Source organism: Tessaracoccus pujii (assembly GCF_054483895.1).
Map to the genome: position 1 here is coordinate 3,015,076 of NZ_CM137012.1, position 17,826 is coordinate 3,032,901.

Here is a 17,826-nt window from a genome sequence, read left to right on the forward strand (position 1 = left end):
CATCCGAGCGTCCGCGGAGGCGGGTCGCCAGTGCCGACCCCCACGCTCAGGAGGCAGAGCAGCGGGTGCCACTGGGGGCACGATTCCGCGCCCTAGGCTTCGGCACTTGGCGGTGGCGTGCGGCGCTGTCCGCGAAGGCGTGCCCCCACTGTTGCTCGGGGGCATGTCTGCACAGACACAAGGCAGAGCAGCTCGACCACTCCGAGGCCACCTGTCGGCGGCGCCCGGAATTACACGACGGTAGTTTTCCCCAGCTGTGGACAGCGTTGTGGACAACCCGGCGGCGTAGGATCGGCGCATGGCTCGACTCGACTCCTGGCTGTGGGCGGTGCGGATGTACAAGACGCGCTCCGCCGCGACAGTGGCGGTCCGCGGCGGCCACGTCAGGGTCGACGACAAGCTGCCCAAGGCGTCGCAGCAGGTGGTTCCGGGGCAGGTGGTCCGCGTCCGCCGCGACCAGCTGGAACGCCTCATCGAGGTGGTGGACCCCGCACTCGACAAGCGGGTCTCCGCCCCCCTGGCGCAGGCCGCGTACCTCGATCGGACGCCCGAACTGCCGCCGCCCATCGCGGGAATGCGAGGGCGCGTCGCGGTCCGTGATCCGGGCAGCGGGCGGCCCACCAAGCGCGAACGCCGCGACCTCGACCGCCTGCGCGACCGCTGACCCTCAGGTCGCCGGAGACTCCGGGTGGCGGAGGATCTCGGGCGGTAGCCCGTCGGGTGTCCCGCCCACCTCACGACGGTGCCACTCCGCGTAGGCCCGCACCGCCGTCGGGAGCGTGGCGAAGATCCGGTCCACGCCCATGCGTTCGACGAAGCCCGCGGCCTCCAGCTGATCGTGGAGGTCCTGCTTGACCCTGGCCATGGTGAAGATCACATCCCGGGTCTCGAGCCGCTCACGGAGCAGTTCGAGTGTGTCCACCGCAGTGAGGTCCACCTCGACGTTGGCCTCCGCGTTGAGCAGGAACCAGCGCACCGGTTGCGGCGCCCGGTCCACGGCGGCCTCCGCCCGGGCGAGGAAGTCGTCGGAGTTGGCGAAGAACAGCGGGGAGTCGTACCGGTACACCACCAGGCCCGGGACCTGGGTGGCGTCGGGATAGTCGTCGATATCGTGCATCCCCGCGACCCCCGGCGCATACCCGAGCACCCCGTCGTGGGCGTGCGCCATCCGGCGGATGAGATCCAACAGCGACAGCCCGATGGCGATCCCGATGCCCCCCAGCACGCCGAACACCACCACCGCGACGGTGGTGAGGGCGGTCAGCACCAGCTCGCTCCACCTGAAGCGGGCGATGCGACGAATCTCGGCGATGTCGACCAGCCTGGTCGCGGCATAGATCACCAGCGCGCCCAGCGCGGCCATCGGGAAGGTCGACAGCACTGGTCCGGCGAACAGCAGTGTCGCGACGACGGCGCCCAGCGCCACCAGCGAGTGCAGCTGCGTCCTGGACCCCACAGCGTCGCCCAGCACCGTGCGTGACCCGCTGGACGAGACGGGGAAACCCTGGAGCAGTCCGGTCGCGACGTTGACGGCGCCCAGGGCGAACAGTTCCTGTCCCGCATCGATGTTCTGCCGCCGCCTCGCCGCGAACGCGCGGGCGGTGAGGACGTTGTCCGAGTAGGCCACCACGGCGATGCCCGCGGCGTACGGGAGCAGGGCCAGCAGCGGCAGGCTGTCGATGGCAGGGAGCCGCGGCGACGGGAGACCTGAGGGTACGTCGCCGACGATGTCGAGGCCGTAGCGCTCCAGCCCGAAGACCGCGACCACTCCGGCCGCCATGAGCAGCACGATGAGCGGGCTGGGCGCCTTCGGCGCCAACCATTTCGCCAGCAACAGCAGCACCAGCACCGCGATGCTAGCCGCGACGGTGGGCAGGTGGGCCTCTCCCAGGCGCGTGAGGAACTCCCAGGTGGCTCCCAGCGTGGAGTCGGACTCGATCTCGAGCTTGGCCACCTTGCCGAACTGGCTGACGATCATCAGCACCGCGATCCCCACCATGTATCCGACCAGCACTGGCCGCGACAGCAGCGTCGCCAGGAAGGACAACCGCGCGAGCCATCCCACCAGGCACACCAGGCCGACGGCGATCGCGAGCAGCGCCGCCACCTCCGCGTACCGCTCCGGGCCCCCTGCCGCGGCCACGAGCGCACCGACACCGGCCGCGGTCATGAGCGCCGTCGTCGACTCCGGCCCCACCGACATCTGCCGCGACGATCCCAGCGCGGCGTAGAGCAGCAGGGGGGCGAGCATGGCCCACAGGCCGATGACGGGTGCCAAGCCGGCGATGACGGCATAGGCCATGACCTGGGGAATGAGGTACGCCGCGACGGTCACGCCCGCCACCACATCGCCGCGCAACCAGCGGCGGTCGTAGCGCCGCAGCACCGCGACCCCAGGGAGGTAGCGCTCCCACGCGGCGGGCGTCCGCTCCGACGGGTCCATGGGCCGAATCTACCGGCGCCCGGCCCGCCGTGAGCGGGATCGGCATGCAGGGCCGCGTCGGCTCGACGGCGGCTGGGGCCGAGGGTCAGGCGACGGGGGAGGGGTCCTGGGCGCGGTCGACGAAGTAGGAGTCGTCCATCGCCGGGTCCGGGGCGATGGGGATGTACTGGCGCCGCACGCGCGCCTGGTCCCACTGCCGCCCCTCCACCTCTTCGCGCGCCGCGTTGACCGCGTCGCACTGCTCCTGGTTGAGGTAGAACTCGATGGCCTCCACCGCCTTGTCGGCGCGCAGGAACCGGTCCCCGTCCTCGCCTTCGGATGCGGCGGCGACGAGCCGGTCGACGGCGCGCTGCACCGTGGCGCGGCGGACCCGTCGCTTCGTCTTGGGCAACAGGTCGATCTTGCCGTCCTCGGACACGATGATCACCATCGCGCCCCGTCCGGCCCCGGCGAGGTAGCGGATGGCGGAGCTGAACCTCGACCCCCGCGACGGATCCCCGGTGCCGGTGGCGAGGCCGTCGAGGATGACGCCGACGGCGTGGCACTTGCCGGCCGGCGACACCAGGACGGCGCCGTCGATGCCGGTGGCCGCGGTCAGAGCCTCCGGGCCCAGGCGTGCGGGGGTGATGGCGTACGCCTGGGGCAGCAGCCGCCCAGCCTCGGATTCCGCCTCAGGGTGCACCACGAGCATGGTGCCGTGCGGTTGCTGCGACGCGGCCCGCGCGATCTGCCACAGATAGCGGGCGTTGCGCGCCGACACGTCCGGGAACACCCGGTCGACGGTGACCGCGAACTCGTCCTCGTCCAGCAGCTCGCGCGGCATGGCCGCCACCCCGTTGTCCACGCGCAGATAGGGCACGTCGCCGTCCCACAGCTCCCAGGAGCCGTTCCCGGCGATGCGGGCCTCGAAGGCGTGCGGACGCGACGCCGTCGGATCCACCTTGCCCAGGCCGTAGACCTCGCGGCCGTCGCACAGGAGGCGGAGGTCGCCGACGGAGAGCTCCAGGACCTTGCGCAGTGACCGGGCCCGGCCGATCGGCACGGGGTGTTCCAGCGACATCACCGTGCTGATGCCGGCGTCGCCGCGCGGTGCCAGGAGGATCGAACCCTTGCCCGCCCGGCCCTCGTACGGCTGGGCCGAGACGGCGTCGAATGCCTGCAGCGCGCCGAACGCCAACTCCTGGCCGGTCCTGGCGACGACGGCGGACACGAAGAGGTCGGCAGCGGAGCGCAGCACCGATTCGGGGTCGACCCGCACCACCGAGCCCGGGATCTGCCGGTCGAGTTCTCGGGAGGCCACGTCGAGCACAGTGGTGACCACAGCCTCCTGGAACGAGCGGGCGGTGAGGAAATCGTCGCCCGCATCATCCGGGAGCTGGGGGAGTTCCTTCCACTGGTCCTCCTGCAACGCGAGGACGGGGAAGACCGTGTGGTCACCGATGGTGACGCCGACACCGACGAAGTGGATCCGGCCGGTGGCCCGGGCGGCCGCGTCGAGCTTGTCGGCGACGGCGCGACGCCGGGTCCGCGCCTCGAGCGCGGCGAGGTAGACGGGGGAGTTGTCCAAGGCCTCGTCGTCGCGCAGAAGCTTGTTGAAGCGCCGGGTGCCGAGGTAGGTGGACTGGGCGACGATGCTGCGATCGAAGTGGCCGCGTGCTGGCTCGACGACGACGTCGGCGTCGCGTTCGATGGGCAGGCCCACGACGAAGGCCCGCACATCGAGGCCGGCGCCCGCAGCGTCCAGGACGTCGTTGGCGACCTGCTCCAGGGAGCGGCGGTAAGTGGCCTGGCCCTCCCACAGCTCTGCGTTCACGCGTGCATCGTCCCACGCCCACTCTTCGATGAACAAAGCAGCCCGTCCTCATCTCGTGCCTGCCGGCCGGGCGGTGAGCCGGGCCGGCGTAGATCGCGGTCCCGGTCCAACCTACCCCGATCGCCGGTCGCACATCGAAGCCACCGAGGTAATACCCCTAGGGGTATACAATGAACGTCATGGACACCCAACTGCCCAGCTGGACCCGCGTGCTCGTCGTGGTGGCACATCCGGACGACGAATCCTTCGGCCTGGGAGGGGTGATCGGGCGCCTCGTCGACGACGGCGCCGACGTGCAGGTGCTGTGCCTGACCGCCGGGGAGGCGTCGACTCTTGGTGCCGCCCCGGACCTGGCCCACACCCGCGCCATGGAGCTCGAGGCCGCAGCCGAGGTCCTGGGGTGCAGCAGCACCGCGCTGCTGCACCATCCCGACGGTGCCGTGGCCGGACGCGAGGCCGACGTGGTCGCCGACATCGAGCGCGCCGTCGACGCCTGGACGCCGGAGGGTCTGCTCGTCTTCGCGCTCGGGGGTGGCGTCACGGGTCACCCGGACCACGAGGCGGCCAGCCGGGCGGCTGTCTCGGTGGCCGCGGGACGGGGTCTCCCGGTCCTGGAGTGGGGGTTGCCCGATCACGTGGCCGCCACGCTGAGGGACGAATTCGGGGGAGGATTCACCGGTCACGACGACGAAGCACTGCCCATCGTCGTCACCGTGGACCGGAGCCGGCAGCTCACGGCCGCGCGTCTGCACGTCAGCCAGGCCGTGCCCGGCAGCGTGCTGTGGCGACGACTCGAGTTGCTGGGGGACCGCGAACACCTCCGCCTCACCCCGCCCCCTGCGACCTGATTTCACGCAAGCTTCACACTTCCTCGGCGGGAGCTTCATGCCGGAGCGGTGAACTGGTTTCATCACCATCAGTGATCACAGCACCAAAGGAGCTCATCATGAAGCGCACACTCACCCTCATCACAGCGGGTCTGGCGGTGACCGCCGTCAGCCTCGGCGGCGCCTCGCTCGCGTCGGCCGACACGGTCGCCCCGGACGACGCAGAGCAGTCGTCCCTGGTGTTCAGCCGCCAGGAGGAGAAGCTGGCCCACGACCTCTACACCGCGTTCGGCGCCAAGTACGACAGCGCGATCTGGGATCGCATCGCCACCAGCGAGCAACGCCACTTCGACGCCGTCGACCGGCTGCTCGACCAGTTCGGCGTCACCGACCCGACCGAGGGCGATGATGCCGGCAAGTACGACGACGCCACCCTTCAGGGGCTGTACAACGGTTGGCTCGACGACGGTCAGGAGTCCGAGGACGCCGCCTTCAAGGCCGCCATCGAACTGGAGAAGCGCGACATCGCGGATCTCGAGAAGCAGATCGTGGCCACCGACAACGACGACATCAAGGCCGTCTACGAGCGTCTGCTCGCCGGATCGGAGAACCACCTGGCCGGATTCACCCGCTGGTTGAACGGCGAGGAAGGCACGGGAGTCGGGCCGGCGAACACCGCGCGTCGCGGGACCGGCACCGCAGTGTGCGACGGCACGGGCATGACCGACGCCGACCGCGGCAACGCCGACGCCCCGCGCGACGGCTCGGGCGACCGGATGCGTGACGGCTCCGGCAGCGAGGACGCGCCGCGGCGCGGAATGAACCGCGGCAACGCCTGATCAACCGGAAGAGCGGCGTCACTCACGGGAGTGGCGCCGTTCTTCATTCCCTCCGAGGCTCGTCGCTGCGCCCTCGCGCTCAGGCGTGGGGACGTGGCAGCGTCAGGGAGAAGGTGGCGCCCCGCCCGAGGCCGGGTGAGGACGCCGTCAGGCTCCCCCCGTGCGCGCGGGCGATCTGACGCGCGATGGTCAGGCCGATGCCCGATCCGCCGCCCCGCTGGTCGGCCTGGCGGCGGTCTACGCGGTAGAAGCGCTCGAAGACCCGCTCGAGGTCCTCCGGTGCCAGGCCCACCCCGTCGTCGTCGACGCTGATCCTGACGGTGCCCGCATCGGCTCGGCATCTCACCGCGACACTCCCGCCCCGAGTCACCGCCCTCAATGCGTTGCCCACCAGGTTGGTCACCACCTGGCCGATGCGCTCGGGGTCCGCGTCGGCGAGCGCCGGGTGGCAGTCGACTGTGAGGCTGACCCCGGCGTCCGCAGCCTGGGGCCGCAGCCGCTCGGCCGCCTCGGCGACGGCCGCTCCCACGTCGATCCGGGTCAACCGCATCTCCTGCCCCGCCTCCTGGGACTTGGAGAGGGCGCCGAGATCGTCGGCGAGCCTTCGCATGCGTTGGACCTCGCGCCCGATGAGGTCGAGGTGGTCCGCATCGGCGGGGACCATGCCGTCGGTCATCGCCTCGACGTACCCCCCGACGACGGTGAGGGGTGTGCGCAGCTCGTGGGCCACGTCGCCCAATAGCTGGACCCGCCGCGCCTCGGTGCTGGCGAGGGACTCGCCGAGGGTCTGGAGGTCCGCGCCGAGATCGTTGAGCTCCTGCTCGGCGGCCGCAGGGACCTCCACGTCGTAGTGCCCGGCCGCCATCTGCCGCGCGGCGTCCTGGAGGTCGCGGATGGGACGCATGAACTGCCGGGCGACGACCAGCCCGAGGGTCGCGGCGACGAGCACTCCGGCCGCTGTGCCGATGAGCAGCGCCAGGTCCATGGACTCGATGATCTCCTGGCGGAAGCTCTCCGCCTGCCCGCCGTGGGGGCCGCGCTGTTGCATGCGGTCGTACAGCGCCGGCGCGAGGGCGCGGGACAGGAGGAAGGTCACCAAGGCGCCGATCGCGACGACGGCGACGTGGCTGAGCGCCAGGCGGACGGCCAGGCGCTTCACGGCTTGCCGGCCGGGGTCTTGAGGAACCGGTAGCCCACGCCGCGCACGGTGCCGACGAATGTCGTGCCGTCGTCGCCGAGGGCGGCGCGGATGGTGCGGATGTGGACGTCCACCACCCGCTCGTCGCCGTAGAAGGCGTACCCCCACACATGTTCGAGCAGCTGGGCGCGGGAGAACACCCGACCGGGCTTTCTGGCCAGCGCGTGGAGGAGGTCGAAGTCCAGGGCGCTGAGGGCGACGGACCCCCCGTCGACGGCGACCTCGCGGGCTGCGGGGTCGAGCGTGAGACCGTCGAACCGCAGGGTGTCGTCGGTGGGCTCGTCGGTGCCCTCTGAGCGGGGGCGCCGCATCATGGCGTGCACGCGCGCCACGACCTCGCGAGGGCTGAACGGTTTGACGATGTAGTCATCGGCGCCGAGGCTGAGGCTGACGATCTTGTCCACCTCCTCCGCGCGGGCGGTGACGACGATGACGTAGACCGACGACGTGGCGCGGATCCGGCCCAGTACGTCGAGCCCGGAGATGTCCGGGAGCCCGAGGTCCAGGAGCACGACGTCGGGCTTCTCCGCGGCGGCGATGCGGACGGCTTCCTCCCCGGTCCCGGCCGTGTGGACGGCCATACCTTCGGCCTCGAGATAGGTCCGGAGAAGGGTGCGGATCTCCGCAGCGTCGTCGACGACGAGGATGGTGGGTGACACGGTGCCTCCTGGGGAGAGGCTATACCCGGCTGGGTATCGCCTGGCGAGTTCCGGGTCACGGCCCAATGGCGCCGAGCGCCATTGGGAACGCCTACGCGACTGCCACGAGTGGGCGGGTCCTCTCCTCAGGGCCCGTCCCGCCGATGACCTGGCGGTACACGCGCTCGTAGCCCGCCCCCATCACCGGGAGGTCGAAGCGCAGCTCGGCGTCCCTACGGCACGCGGCCGGGTCGATGGTGTGCAGTGCTCGGATCGCGGCCACCAGGTGGTCGAAGGACGCGCAGACGAACCCCGTCTGGCCGTGCCGGACGATCTCCGGCACGGATCCACGGGGCGTCGCGATCACCGGCGTGCCACACGCCAGCGATTCCGCCATCACCATGCCGAAGGGCTCGTCCCACTGGATGGGGAACAGCAGGCAGGCGGCCTGCGCGAACAGCTCGCGCTTCATCGCGGCGTCCGCCTCGCCCACGTAGTGGACGCCGCTGCCCAGCAGCGGGCGTACGGCCTCGTCGAAGTAGGACTTCTCAGCCGTCTCATTGAGTTTCCCCGCGAGGATGATGCGACGCCCGGCACGCTGGGCCGCCCTGATGGCGAGGTGTGCGCCCTTGTCCGGACTGAACCGGCCGATCCACAGGAGGTCGTCGCCCTTGTCGGCGTTGTACGGGAAGCTGGCCACGTCCACCGCGTTGTGCACGGTGCCTACCCAGTTGAGATCCGGAGCGAGCATGCGTTGGGCGTCGGAGATGGCCACGAGGCCGATCCGCGTTCCGAGCCTGCGGTAGTAGTCGCCGTTGTCGTTGGCTACCGGACCGTGCATGGTGACGACGGTGGGGCAGCGTCTTCCCACCGCGGTGAGTGGCCCGGCCGCCGAATGATCATGGATCAGGTCGAGATCGCTGTCGGCCAGCGCCCGCTGCGCCTCGGCAGCCTGGATGAGTTCGGGGAGCACGCTCGAGCCGAGCAGGTGCGAGGGGGGCTCGTCGTAGACCTGCACGAACCGCTGTGCGCGGGTGCCGGCTTCTCCGGAGGCGACGAGGGTCACATGGTGCCCTCGGTCCACGAGCTGGTCCACCAGCGAGGCCACCACCTCTTCGGTGCCGCCGTATCCCCTCGGGGGGATCTGGAACCAGGGGGGCGCGACCATGCCGATCCGGAGCTTGCGGGCCGTGCCGGCAGTCTCCTGGGCTTGTCCGATCTTGAGAGACATGTCACCTCCTTCTTCACCTCGGTCGGGGTGAGCCGACGGAGCGGTGAAGTTGATCTTCACAATCCAACAAACCTATATATAGGATGAGAAGTTCAGAGAGTCAAGAGCGCCAGATGGCCATGAGGAGAACTGAGATGGACGTCACGTCGGCTGACTTGGCCCGGACTACCGCCTCGACGATCGAATCGGACCCCACGCGTCCGCTCGGACTCGGCCCGGTCCATCCGCCGTCCGAGACGGTCACATTGGTCGAGGGTTCGTCGTTCAGTACGTCGCGGACGAACGGGGACATGCAGCCGCACCTGGCGGATGGCCTGTTCGTCCGAGACACCCGCGTGCTGTCGAGGTGGCAGCTGCGCATCGACGGCGACGAGATCGAGTCCCTCGGGGTGCAGCCGTCCGAGCCCTACGAGTGCCGCTTCGTCGGCCGGGTCCCGGCCAGGCCGGGCCAGGTCGAGGCCACCCTCGTGGTCGAGCGCCACCGCATGGTGGGGCACGGAATGCGGGAGGACGTCACCGTCACGAATTACGGCATGGAGCCCGCCGGCGTGGACGTCTCGCTGCACATCGATGTGGACTTCGCCGACCTGTTCGAGGTCAAGGAGCGCAGACCGGTGCGCCCCCTGGCCGTGACCACCGCCGCGACCCTCGACGCGCTCACCTTCAGCCTGGACGACGGAGGCGCCGATGCCCGGGGGGTGCGGATCACGGCATCGGGGGCCAGAGCCGTCCCGGGTGCGCTCCTGTTCCAGACGGTCATTCCCGCGAAAGGTGCATGGCAGGTCAGCGTCGAGGTCACCAGCACCTCGGGGGTTCTCGGGGAGGGCGCATCGTTCCCGCTGGATCAGCCGTTGGATGGTGCCCGGCCGGCTCAGCGGATGCGTCGGTGGCGGCACGCCACCGCGAAGGTCTCGGTGGACAACGCGGTCCTCGCGGCCGCCCTCCGCACGAGTCAGCGCGACCTCGGAGCGCTGCGCATCATCGATCCCGATAACCCGGAGGACGACGTCGTCGCGGCCGGGGCGCCGTGGTTCATGGCGCTCTTCGGACGCGATTCCCTGCTGACCGGGCACATGATGATGCCGTTCGCTCCGGACCTGGCGCTCGGCACGTTACGGACACTGGCCAGGAGACAGGGGGCTAGCGCCCACCCCATGACGGAGGAGCAGCCGGGCCGCATCCTGCACGAGGTGCGCCTCGGTGCCGATGCCTCTCTCGCGCTCGGGTCGAGCCGGGTGTACTACGGCTCGGTCGACTCCACGCCGCTGTTCGTCATGCTGGCAGGCGAGGCGTTGCGCTGGGATGTGGATCGCGCCGCGCTCCTGGAGTTGATGCCCGCGGTGGAGGCCGCCGTCGGGTGGATCCTCCACCACGGCGACCTTGACTCCGACGGCTTCGTCGAATACCGGCGCACCAGCGATCGCGGCCTGTGGAATCAGGGCTGGAAGGACAGCAGCGACTCGATGAACCACCGCTCAGGGGCGGAGGCGTGCCCGCCGATGGCGCTGGCGGAGGTGCAGGGCTACTGCTACGCGGCGCTGCTGGCCGCGGCGGACCTGGACGACGCGCTGGCCGGCGGAGCCAAGGCGGCAGGTCTGCGCCGCCGGGCGGCAGACCTCAAACAGCGGTTCCACCAGGCATTCTGGTGCCCCGAGATCGGGTTCTACGCCATGGCGCTGGACCGCGACAAGCTCCCCCTCGAGGTGGTCTCCTCCAACATCGGGCACTGCCTGTGGACCGGGATCATCGACGATGACCATGCTGACCGCGTCGTCGCCCGGCTCCTGGCCGACGACATGTTCACGGGATTCGGCCTCCGCACGCTCTCCTCGGAGGAGGCACGGTACAACCCGATCAGCTACCACAACGGGTCCGTGTGGCCTCATGACACCGTGCTGGCCGCGGCCGGCATGCAGCGGTACGGCCGCCGTGACGAGGCGCTCCGGCTGCTGCGCGGCCTTCTTGATGCGGCCGAGGCGTTCGACGGGCGCCTGCCCGAGCTGCTCGGCGGCTTCAGCCGTGCCGAGCACGCCGTGCCCGTGCCGTACCCGACGTCATGCTCCCCCCAGGCCTGGGCGGCCGCGACTCCGTTCGAGATGCTGCGGATCCTGCTGGCACTGCACGCAGACGGGGGCGACGGCGGCGTGGCGGCGGGGCCGGTTCCCGCATTCGTGGGTGCGGCGGCCGTCACGGGCATCAGGGTCGGGCGCCGCAGTTTCGACGTCGTGGCTGACTGCGATGAGGTCCGGATCACCCCCGCCGCGGCTCAGGACGGAGTCGGGATACCCGGCCGCCCAGGCGACATCCCTGCGGCCGGCACAAGCGGGCCCGGTGCGCGATGACGCAGGAGAACCACCTGCCGATTCCCGCGCATCCGGTGGATCGGGACACGCCGTTCTACACGATCGGGCAGGTCGCGGCGGTGCTGAGCCTCCAGCCGGCCACCCTGCGGCGGTTCGACGAGGAGAGCGTCGTGTCGCCCGGCAGGTCGCGGGGCGGCCAGCGGCGGTATTCAGCGCGGGAACTCGAACTGCTCCGCGAGGTGATCTCACTGACCAACGAGGGTCTGACGTTGGCAGCGGTGCGGCACGTGTTGGAGCTGCGCCGCCGCGTGGAGGAGCTGGAGCAGGAACTCTCGCACATCAAGGGTCAACGCGACGAGGCGGGGGAGAGGCCGCGCCAGCTACTCGTCGAAGAGGCCGCGGATGTCGGCGGCCGTGATAGCGCCTGACGAGAACGAGCCGGAATCGATCACGGAGGTGAACAGGTCACGCTTGCGCTCCTGCAACGCCACCACCTTCTCCTCGATGGTGTCCTCGGAGACCATCCGGTAGACGTTGACGGACCGCGTCTGCCCGATGCGGTGCGTCCGGTCGATAGCCTGGTTCTCCGCCGCCGGGTTCCACCACGGGTCGAGGACGAAGACGTAGTCCGCCTCGGTCAGCGTCAACCCGAAGCCGCCTGCCTTGAGTGAGATGAGGAACACCGGGTCCGTGCCCTCCCGGAACTGCGCGATCCGCGCGGGCCGGTCCCTCGTCCGCCCGTCGAGGTAGGCGTAGCTGATGCCCGCGTCGTCGAGCGCCTCCCGCACCAGCTTGAGATACCCGGTGAAGCTGCTGAACACCAGCGCCCTGTGGCCCTCGGCGGCCAGTTCAGTCACCTGCTCCACCAGGGCGGTGACCTTCGCCGACGACGCGGAACTGTGCCCCGGGTCCACCAGGACGGGGTCCAACGCCAGCTGGCGGAGCATCGTCAGCGCCCGGAAGATCGCCACCCGGTTGCGGTCGATGTCGTCCAGCATCCCCAGGACCCGCTGGCGCTCCCGCTGGAGGTACTTGTCGTAGACCTTGCGGTGGGCCGGCGTCAGCTCGACGCGCTGCACCTGCTCGATCTTCTCCGGGAGTTCCTGCACCACCTCCCGCTTGGTGCGGCGGAGGACGAAGGGCTTGATCCGCCGTCGGAGGGTCTCGAGGGCCAGAAGGTCGCGCTCCGCCTCGATGGGCTTGCGGAACCGCTCGATGAAGTGCTCGGGGCGTGGGAACAGGCCGGGGGCGGCGAGCGACAGCATCGCCCACAGATCCATCAGCGAGTTCTCCAGCGGCGTGCCGGTGATCGCGAGCGTGAACGGTGCCCCCAGCCGTCGGGCGGCCTGATAGGTGCGGGACCGGTGGTTCTTCACGAACTGCGCCTCGTCGAGGATCAGCCCGCTCCACGGCAGCGCCCGGTATTCGGCATCCTCCAGCCGCATCAGCGTGTACGAGGTGACCACGACGTGCGCACCCGCGACAGCCGCGGCCACGTCGTCGCCCCGCTTCTTCCCCGTGGCCGTGATGGCCACGACCTTCAGGCCCGGAGCGAACTTGGCCGCCTCGTCGACCCACGTCCCCACCACGCTCGCCGGCGCCACGACGAGCACGGGGGATCCGTCGAGCTGGCCGGCCTCCCGTGCCCGCTCGAACAGGGCGAGGGTCTGAAGGGTCTTGCCCAGGCCCATGTCGTCGGCCAGGACGCCGCCGAGGCGGGCGTCCCACAGCGTGGTCAGCCATTGGTAGCCGTGGACCTGGTAGGGCCGCAGCGTCGCGTTGAGCCCCTCGGGCAGGGGTACATCGCTGCGGTCGGCGTCCGGCAGTAGGCGCTCGACGGCCGCCGTCCAGCGCTGGCTCTGGCGGGCCACCACGCCCAGCCCCACCAGCTCCTCCCACAAACCCGCCTGGTACGGACTGAGGCGCAGCGAGCCGGAGGTGGCGTCGTCGGTGAGGTCGCGCGCCTCCTCGATGAGGCGGCGGAGATCGTGCAGCTCAGGGATGTCGAGGCTGAACCAGGTGCCCGAGTCCAGCAACAGCGCGTCGTCGCCCGCGGCCAGCGCGTGGAACAGCTGGTCGAACGGGACAGCCTGGCCGTCGACCGTCACCGTGACGTGCAGGTTGAACCAGTCGCGGTCCTCGGTGTCGTCCGAGGTGAGGTGGATGACGGGCGCCTCGTCCGCCTCCGCGTAATCCACGGCGTCGCCCACCTCGTCGACGACCACGCCTGCCTCGCGCAAGGCCGGCAGCGTCTCGGAGAGGAACGGGGCCACCGCCATGCCGCGCAGCTCGGCCTCCTCTGCCAGGGGGTGGCGTTTCGCGCCAAGAAGGGTGGGGTGCCGGGAGAGCAGGGTCGCGGCGTGCGCGGCGAGACGCTGCTCGACGTGATGCTCGCGCGGCGGGCCGCCGGGTGTGGCCACCAGCGGGACGACGGTGGGTTCCCCGCCGGGCAGGGGCGACGGGTAGGCGAATCCCCAGCGCAGCTCGGCCACGTGTCCGGAGAGGTGCGTCACGCCGAGGCGCAGCCGGGGAGGGCTGAGATCGGGCGGCTCGATGCTGCCGTCGGAGGTGGTGACGGCCCCCGAGCGGGCCAGTGCAGGGTAGTAGAGGGTGAGGAAGCGGTTGACGTCGTCGGCGGGGATCTCGACGCCGGTGCCCTCAGTGAGCAGCCCCTCGAGCCCTTCCGGTGGCGGAGCCGCCAGCGGCCACAGCGTGAGCTCCCCGGCGTTGAGATGGGCGAAGCCGTGCGCGGGATTGCCGATGAGGAAGACTCGCCCGCCGGCCTCCGGGTCGATCACCGTCGCCCGGGCTTGGGCGTGGATGCCTCCGTCGGGGGAGCGGGTGAGGTCCAGCGAGACGGTCGCGGATTCGTCTGCCAGGGTGAGTGACCGCAGACCCTCGCCCGGGACCAGCTCGATGCCGGCCGCGACGATCCGGCGCAGCATCGGCCAGGCGAGCGGGCCCAGATCCGCGAGATCGAGGGTTGCGGTGGAGCCGTAGGCGAACTGCGCATCGGGTGACAGGCGGAACAGCTGCGCCAGGACGGCGCGTTGCGGGGGGTTCAGCTCGGTCGAACGCCAGGCCTGCACCAGGTCGGTCCAGGAGGCGCCCGTCTTCACCCACGGTGCACGCGCGCCTTCGCGCAGCGGTGCCAGGCGGACCCGCGACGGCAGGGGACCGTACTGCGTGCTGGGCAGTGAGAACTCGAGCGCCATCGCCCGGCCGGTGGCCTCGCTGCCGCTCTCGAGGTGCACCAGTTGGCCGAGCTGGCGCTCCCACGAGGGGGTCGCGGCTACTTCCTTGAGGCTGGATCTCGCGGACCGTATGGTCGCGACGACGTGCTTGCAGCCCGCGCGCATCGGGCAGGAACACCACGTGACGAGCCCGCGGGTCCCCCGACGGATCTCGACGGCGTACACCTGGTTGGCGGAGCCGGTGACCAGGGCACTGAGGACCTCGTCGTCGGCCTCGAGGTCCTTGACGCGGTTGAACTCCTGGTAGCTCTTCCCACGGAAGAATGTGGCGGCGCCGAAAACGCGCTTGAGTTCGTCGTCGGGGAATCCCCGGACCCAGTCAACGCCGCGGAGATCCATAGAAGTGCCAGGTTACCCGGCTTGAGCGGGATCCCGTGACGCGTGACTCCGCTCAGGCGTCAGTGGTGCCGCCAGCGCCACCGTGTGGATAGGGTGGGGGGTATAGGTCAGCGATGACCCTCGACCCCAGGAGGAGACCATGCCCACACTGGCCATCATCGGTGCCGGTTCCGGCCTTGGTGCGGCAGTAGCCCGTCGGTTCGCGAAGGAGGGCTTCTCCGTGGCGCTCATCTCCCGCACCGCCGAGCGCGTTCACGCCGTGGCCGAAGAGCTGGCGACAGAGGGGATCACGGCCCGCGGCTACGCGGCCAACGTCCGCGACCACGACGCCCTTCGCTCCGCGCTCGACGACGCCGCGGCAGACCTCGGCCCCATCGACGTGCTGCAGTACAGCCCGCTCCCGGCGAAGGAATTCCTGCGCCCGGTGCTCGAGACCACCGTGGAGGACCTTCAGCCCGCCATCGAGTTCTCCGTCTACGGGCCGCTCGTCGCGGTCCACCACGTGATGCAGCACATGCGGTTCCGGGGCGGCGGCACAGTGCTGCTGGTCAACGGCGGCAGCGCCGTCCGGCCGGTGGCGAAGTTCGCCGGCACGTCGGTGGCGTTCGCGGGGGAGTCGGCGCTGGGCCAGATGCTGCACGACGCCCTGGCGCCGGACAAGATCCATGTGGCCCAGCTGATCATCCCCGGCGGCATCATTGTGGGGCACCCTCGGAAGGACCCGCTCGTCCTGGCCGAGCGGCTGTGGGCGATGCACACCGAGAAGAGCCAGTACCGGCACTTCGCCGGGGACATGGACCTCGACGGCTGACCAGCAGCCGCGGAGCAGGTCGCTTATTGTGGGACGACGGGTGCGTGGGGCATCCGGCGAACAAGGGAGTTCTCTCATGAGTGACCACACCTACAAGGTGACCGAGATCGTCGGCACCTCGAGCGAGGGCCTGCAGCAGGCCATCGACGGCGCCGTTTCGCGAGCGTCCGAGACGCTCAAGCACCTCGACTGGTTCGAAGTCACCGAGATCCGCGGACACATCGCCGACGGCAAGGTGGCCCACTACCAGGTGGGACTGAAGATCGGGTTCCGCCTGGACGGCCACACCGCCTGAGCCGGGCCTGGCTGAACCGCCGGCCGGGGGGCGGCGGTGGACCTGTCGCGGGCAGTGACAGGATGAGGCCATGACCGACGAACGCCCCTGGGTGAAGCATTACCAGCCGGGGGTCCCGGCCTCCATCGACCTTCCGGCCACCTCGCTGGTGGAGATGTGCGAGGACGCGGTGGAGCGCGGCGGCGACGACGTGGCGCTGCAGTTCTTCGGGCGCGAGACCACTTACCGGGCGTTGGGAGAGCAGATCCGCCGCGCCGCGGAGGGCCTGCGCCGGCTCGGCGTGCGGGCAGGAGACAGGGTGGCTCTCATCCTGCCCAACTGCCCGCAGCACGTCGTCGCGTTCTACGCGGTGCTCCGGTTGGGCGCGATCGTCGTCGAACACAATCCGCTGTACACCGCTCGTGAGCTCAGGCACCTCTTCGAGGACCACGGTGCCCGCGTCGTCATCGCGTGGGACGCGGCAGTGGCGAAGATCCAGGAGCAGCCGGCAGACATCGAGGTGGAGCACATCGTCGCGGTCAACCTGCTGCGCGCGTTTCCCCTCGTCAAGCGGATTGCCCTGCAGTTGCCGGTGCCGAAGCTGCGCGCCACGCGCGACAGGCTCCACCAGCGCGCGCCCGGGACCACGCCCTGGGAGGACCTCCTCGCCGCGACACCGATCTCCCGCGACCACCCCAGACCGACCCTCGACGACGTGGCCGTCATCCAGTACACGAGCGGCACCACGGGCCGGGCCAAGGGTGCCGTTCTCACCCACCGCAACCTGTACGCCAACGCGCTCCAGGGGGCCGCGTGGATGCATGACGCCGTCGACGGCCGCGAGGTCATCTACGCCGTCCTGCCCATGTTCCACGCGTTCGGCATGACGCTGTACCTGACCTTCGGCATCCTCAAGTGTGCCCGGATCGTGCTGTTTCCCACCTTCGACGCGGACATGGTGCTCGACGCCGCCCGCAGCACACCGCCGACAGTGTACTGCGCCGTCCCGCCGATCTACGAGAAGACGGCGCGGCGGGCGCTCGAACGCGGCGTCAGCCTGAAGTCGGCCAGGTTCTGCATCTCCGGAGCGATGAACCTGACCGACGACATCGTCGACCTCTGGGAGGGCGTGGCCGGCGGCCTCCTCGTCGAGGGGTACGGCCTGACCGAGACCGCGCCGGTGGCGCTGGGCAACCCGTTCCACCCGTCGCGCCGCACCGGCACGATCGGTGTCCCGTTCCCGAGCACGCTGATGCGCGTGGTGGAACCGGAGGACCCGACCCGCGAGGTCGCACCCGGCGAGCGCGGCGAGTTGCTGCTAGCCGGCCCGCAGGTGTTCCAGGGCTACTGGAACGCGCCGGAGGAGACCGACGCGGTGCTCCTCCCCGGCGGCTGGCTGCGCACAGGCGACCTCGTCACGGTCGACGCGGACGGCTTCACCACCATCGTGGACCGGGTCAAGGAGTTGATCATCACCGGCGGGTTCAACGTGTCGCCGACGGAGGTGGAGGCGGTGCTGCGATCGCACGAGGACATCGACGACGCCGCCGTCATCGGCCTGGCGTTGGCGGGTGGGGGTGAACGCGTGGTGGCGGAGGTCGTCGCGCGGCCCGGCGCCACCGTCGACCCGGAGGCGGTGCGGACCTGGTGTCGCGACCGCCTGGCGGCGTACAAGGTGCCGCGCGAGGTCGTGGTGGTCGGCGAGTTGCCCAAGTCCATGTTGGGGAAGGTGCTGCGCAAGCAGGTCCGGGACCGCCTCGCGGCCCGCTGATGCGTTGAGCCGGATCTGGGTCTCGCAGAGCAAGGGATCGTTCAAACTGGGCTGTTTCGGTGTCGAGGCTCAGATCCGGCTCGTG

15 protein-coding genes are annotated in these 17,826 nt (G+C 70.4%); 8 read left to right on the forward strand and 7 right to left on the reverse strand.

What is annotated here, in order from left to right:
• Positions 1-298 precede the first annotated feature (298 nt).
• Positions 299-664, forward strand: a complete 366-nt coding sequence (hslR, locus tag ACX1D0_RS14050; protein WP_459018621.1) for an Hsp15 family ribosome-associated heat shock protein — start codon at positions 299-301, stop codon at positions 662-664.
• A gap of 3 nt (positions 665-667) precedes the next feature.
• Here hslR and sulP read toward each other — a convergent pair whose 3' ends face one another.
• Both sulP and ACX1D0_RS14060 read right to left on the reverse strand, forming a co-directional pair.
• Complete coding sequence (gene sulP / locus ACX1D0_RS14055; protein ID WP_459018622.1) at positions 668-2,443, reverse strand: SulP family inorganic anion transporter; 1,776 nt, start codon at positions 2,441-2,443, stop codon at positions 668-670.
• Between the two features lie 85 nt (positions 2,444-2,528).
• Complete coding sequence (locus ACX1D0_RS14060) at positions 2,529-4,256, reverse strand: hypothetical protein (RefSeq protein WP_459018623.1); 1,728 nt, start codon at positions 4,254-4,256, stop codon at positions 2,529-2,531.
• Positions 4,257-4,435: 179 nt separating this feature from the next.
• On the opposite strand from ACX1D0_RS14060, the gene ACX1D0_RS14065 reads away from it, so the two are divergent.
• Both ACX1D0_RS14065 and ACX1D0_RS14070 read left to right on the forward strand, forming a co-directional pair.
• On the forward strand, positions 4,436-5,104 hold the full coding sequence (locus tag ACX1D0_RS14065; RefSeq protein WP_459018624.1) for a PIG-L deacetylase family protein: 669 nt from the start codon (positions 4,436-4,438) through the stop codon (positions 5,102-5,104).
• 98 nt (positions 5,105-5,202) lie between these two features.
• Complete coding sequence (locus ACX1D0_RS14070) at positions 5,203-5,922, forward strand: DUF2202 domain-containing protein (protein ID WP_459018625.1); 720 nt, start codon at positions 5,203-5,205, stop codon at positions 5,920-5,922.
• 79 nt (positions 5,923-6,001) lie between these two features.
• Here ACX1D0_RS14070 and ACX1D0_RS14075 read toward each other — a convergent pair whose 3' ends face one another.
• From ACX1D0_RS14075 to ACX1D0_RS14090, 4 genes are all read right to left on the reverse strand, one after another.
• Positions 6,002-7,081, reverse strand: a complete 1,080-nt coding sequence (locus ACX1D0_RS14075) for a sensor histidine kinase (RefSeq protein WP_459018626.1) — start codon at positions 7,079-7,081, stop codon at positions 6,002-6,004.
• Positions 7,078-7,779, reverse strand: a complete 702-nt coding sequence (locus ACX1D0_RS14080) for a response regulator transcription factor (RefSeq protein ID WP_459018627.1) — start codon at positions 7,777-7,779, stop codon at positions 7,078-7,080. The genes ACX1D0_RS14075 and ACX1D0_RS14080 overlap by 4 nt, the downstream gene beginning before the upstream one ends.
• 91 nt (positions 7,780-7,870) lie before the next feature.
• Positions 7,871-8,989, reverse strand: coding sequence for a glycosyltransferase family 4 protein (locus tag ACX1D0_RS14085; RefSeq protein WP_459018628.1), 1,119 nt, complete (start codon positions 8,987-8,989; stop codon positions 7,871-7,873).
• Between the two features lie 100 nt (positions 8,990-9,089).
• The gene (locus ACX1D0_RS14090) at positions 9,090-9,281 is read right to left on the reverse strand and encodes a hypothetical protein (protein WP_459018629.1); all 192 of its coding nucleotides are present in this window, start codon (positions 9,279-9,281) and stop codon (positions 9,090-9,092) included.
• Between ACX1D0_RS14090 and ACX1D0_RS14095 the strand changes: the two genes are divergently transcribed.
• Positions 9,280-11,331 carry an amylo-alpha-1,6-glucosidase gene (locus ACX1D0_RS14095; RefSeq protein ID WP_459018630.1) on the forward strand — a complete coding sequence of 684 codons (2,052 nt, stop codon included), beginning with the start codon at positions 9,280-9,282 and terminating at the stop codon, positions 11,329-11,331. The two genes, ACX1D0_RS14090 and ACX1D0_RS14095, sit on opposite strands and share 2 nt — an antisense overlap.
• On the forward strand, positions 11,328-11,720 hold the full coding sequence (locus ACX1D0_RS14100) for a MerR family transcriptional regulator (protein WP_459018631.1): 393 nt from the start codon (positions 11,328-11,330) through the stop codon (positions 11,718-11,720). The genes ACX1D0_RS14095 and ACX1D0_RS14100 overlap by 4 nt, the downstream gene beginning before the upstream one ends.
• Here the strand turns inward: ACX1D0_RS14100 and ACX1D0_RS14105 are convergent.
• Complete coding sequence (locus ACX1D0_RS14105) at positions 11,673-14,885, reverse strand: DEAD/DEAH box helicase (RefSeq protein ID WP_459018632.1); 3,213 nt, start codon at positions 14,883-14,885, stop codon at positions 11,673-11,675. The genes ACX1D0_RS14100 and ACX1D0_RS14105 overlap by 48 nt on opposite strands.
• 139 nt (positions 14,886-15,024) lie before the next feature.
• Between ACX1D0_RS14105 and ACX1D0_RS14110 the strand changes: the two genes are divergently transcribed.
• The 3 genes from ACX1D0_RS14110 to ACX1D0_RS14120 all read left to right on the forward strand — a co-directional run bounded on the left by ACX1D0_RS14110 (position 15,025) and on the right by ACX1D0_RS14120 (position 17,741).
• Complete coding sequence (locus ACX1D0_RS14110) at positions 15,025-15,696, forward strand: SDR family NAD(P)-dependent oxidoreductase (protein ID WP_459018633.1); 672 nt, start codon at positions 15,025-15,027, stop codon at positions 15,694-15,696.
• Positions 15,697-15,772: 76 nt separating this feature from the next.
• Positions 15,773-15,991, forward strand: a complete 219-nt coding sequence (locus tag ACX1D0_RS14115) for a dodecin (RefSeq protein ID WP_459018634.1) — start codon at positions 15,773-15,775, stop codon at positions 15,989-15,991.
• A 70-nt stretch (positions 15,992-16,061) separates the two neighbouring features.
• The gene (locus ACX1D0_RS14120; RefSeq protein WP_459018635.1) at positions 16,062-17,741 is read left to right on the forward strand and encodes a long-chain-fatty-acid--CoA ligase; all 1,680 of its coding nucleotides are present in this window, start codon (positions 16,062-16,064) and stop codon (positions 17,739-17,741) included.
• Positions 17,742-17,826: the final 85 nt, after the last annotated feature.

Bases quoted from the DNA above. Each gene is read 5' to 3' on its own strand.
- ACX1D0_RS14105 (WP_459018632.1), bottom strand. From the start codon at position 14,885: ATGGATCTCCGCGGCGTTGACTGGGTCCGGGGATTCCCCGACGACGAA.
- ACX1D0_RS14085 (WP_459018628.1), bottom strand. From the start codon at position 8,989: ATGTCTCTCAAGATCGGACAAGCCCAGGAGACTGCCGGCACGGCCCGC.
- ACX1D0_RS14065 (WP_459018624.1), top strand. From the start codon at position 4,436: ATGGACACCCAACTGCCCAGCTGGACCCGCGTGCTCGTCGTGGTGGCA.
- ACX1D0_RS14090 (WP_459018629.1), bottom strand. From the start codon at position 9,281: ATGTCCCCGTTCGTCCGCGACGTACTGAACGACGAACCCTCGACCAAT.
- sulP (WP_459018622.1), bottom strand. From the start codon at position 2,443: ATGGACCCGTCGGAGCGGACGCCCGCCGCGTGGGAGCGCTACCTCCCT.
- ACX1D0_RS14120 (WP_459018635.1), top strand. From the start codon at position 16,062: ATGACCGACGAACGCCCCTGGGTGAAGCATTACCAGCCGGGGGTCCCG.
- hslR (WP_459018621.1), top strand. From the start codon at position 299: ATGGCTCGACTCGACTCCTGGCTGTGGGCGGTGCGGATGTACAAGACG.
- ACX1D0_RS14100 (WP_459018631.1), top strand. From the start codon at position 11,328: ATGACGCAGGAGAACCACCTGCCGATTCCCGCGCATCCGGTGGATCGG.
- ACX1D0_RS14070 (WP_459018625.1), top strand. From the start codon at position 5,203: ATGAAGCGCACACTCACCCTCATCACAGCGGGTCTGGCGGTGACCGCC.
- ACX1D0_RS14115 (WP_459018634.1), top strand. From the start codon at position 15,773: ATGAGTGACCACACCTACAAGGTGACCGAGATCGTCGGCACCTCGAGC.
- ACX1D0_RS14095 (WP_459018630.1), top strand. From the start codon at position 9,280: ATGCAGCCGCACCTGGCGGATGGCCTGTTCGTCCGAGACACCCGCGTG.
- ACX1D0_RS14110 (WP_459018633.1), top strand. From the start codon at position 15,025: ATGCCCACACTGGCCATCATCGGTGCCGGTTCCGGCCTTGGTGCGGCA.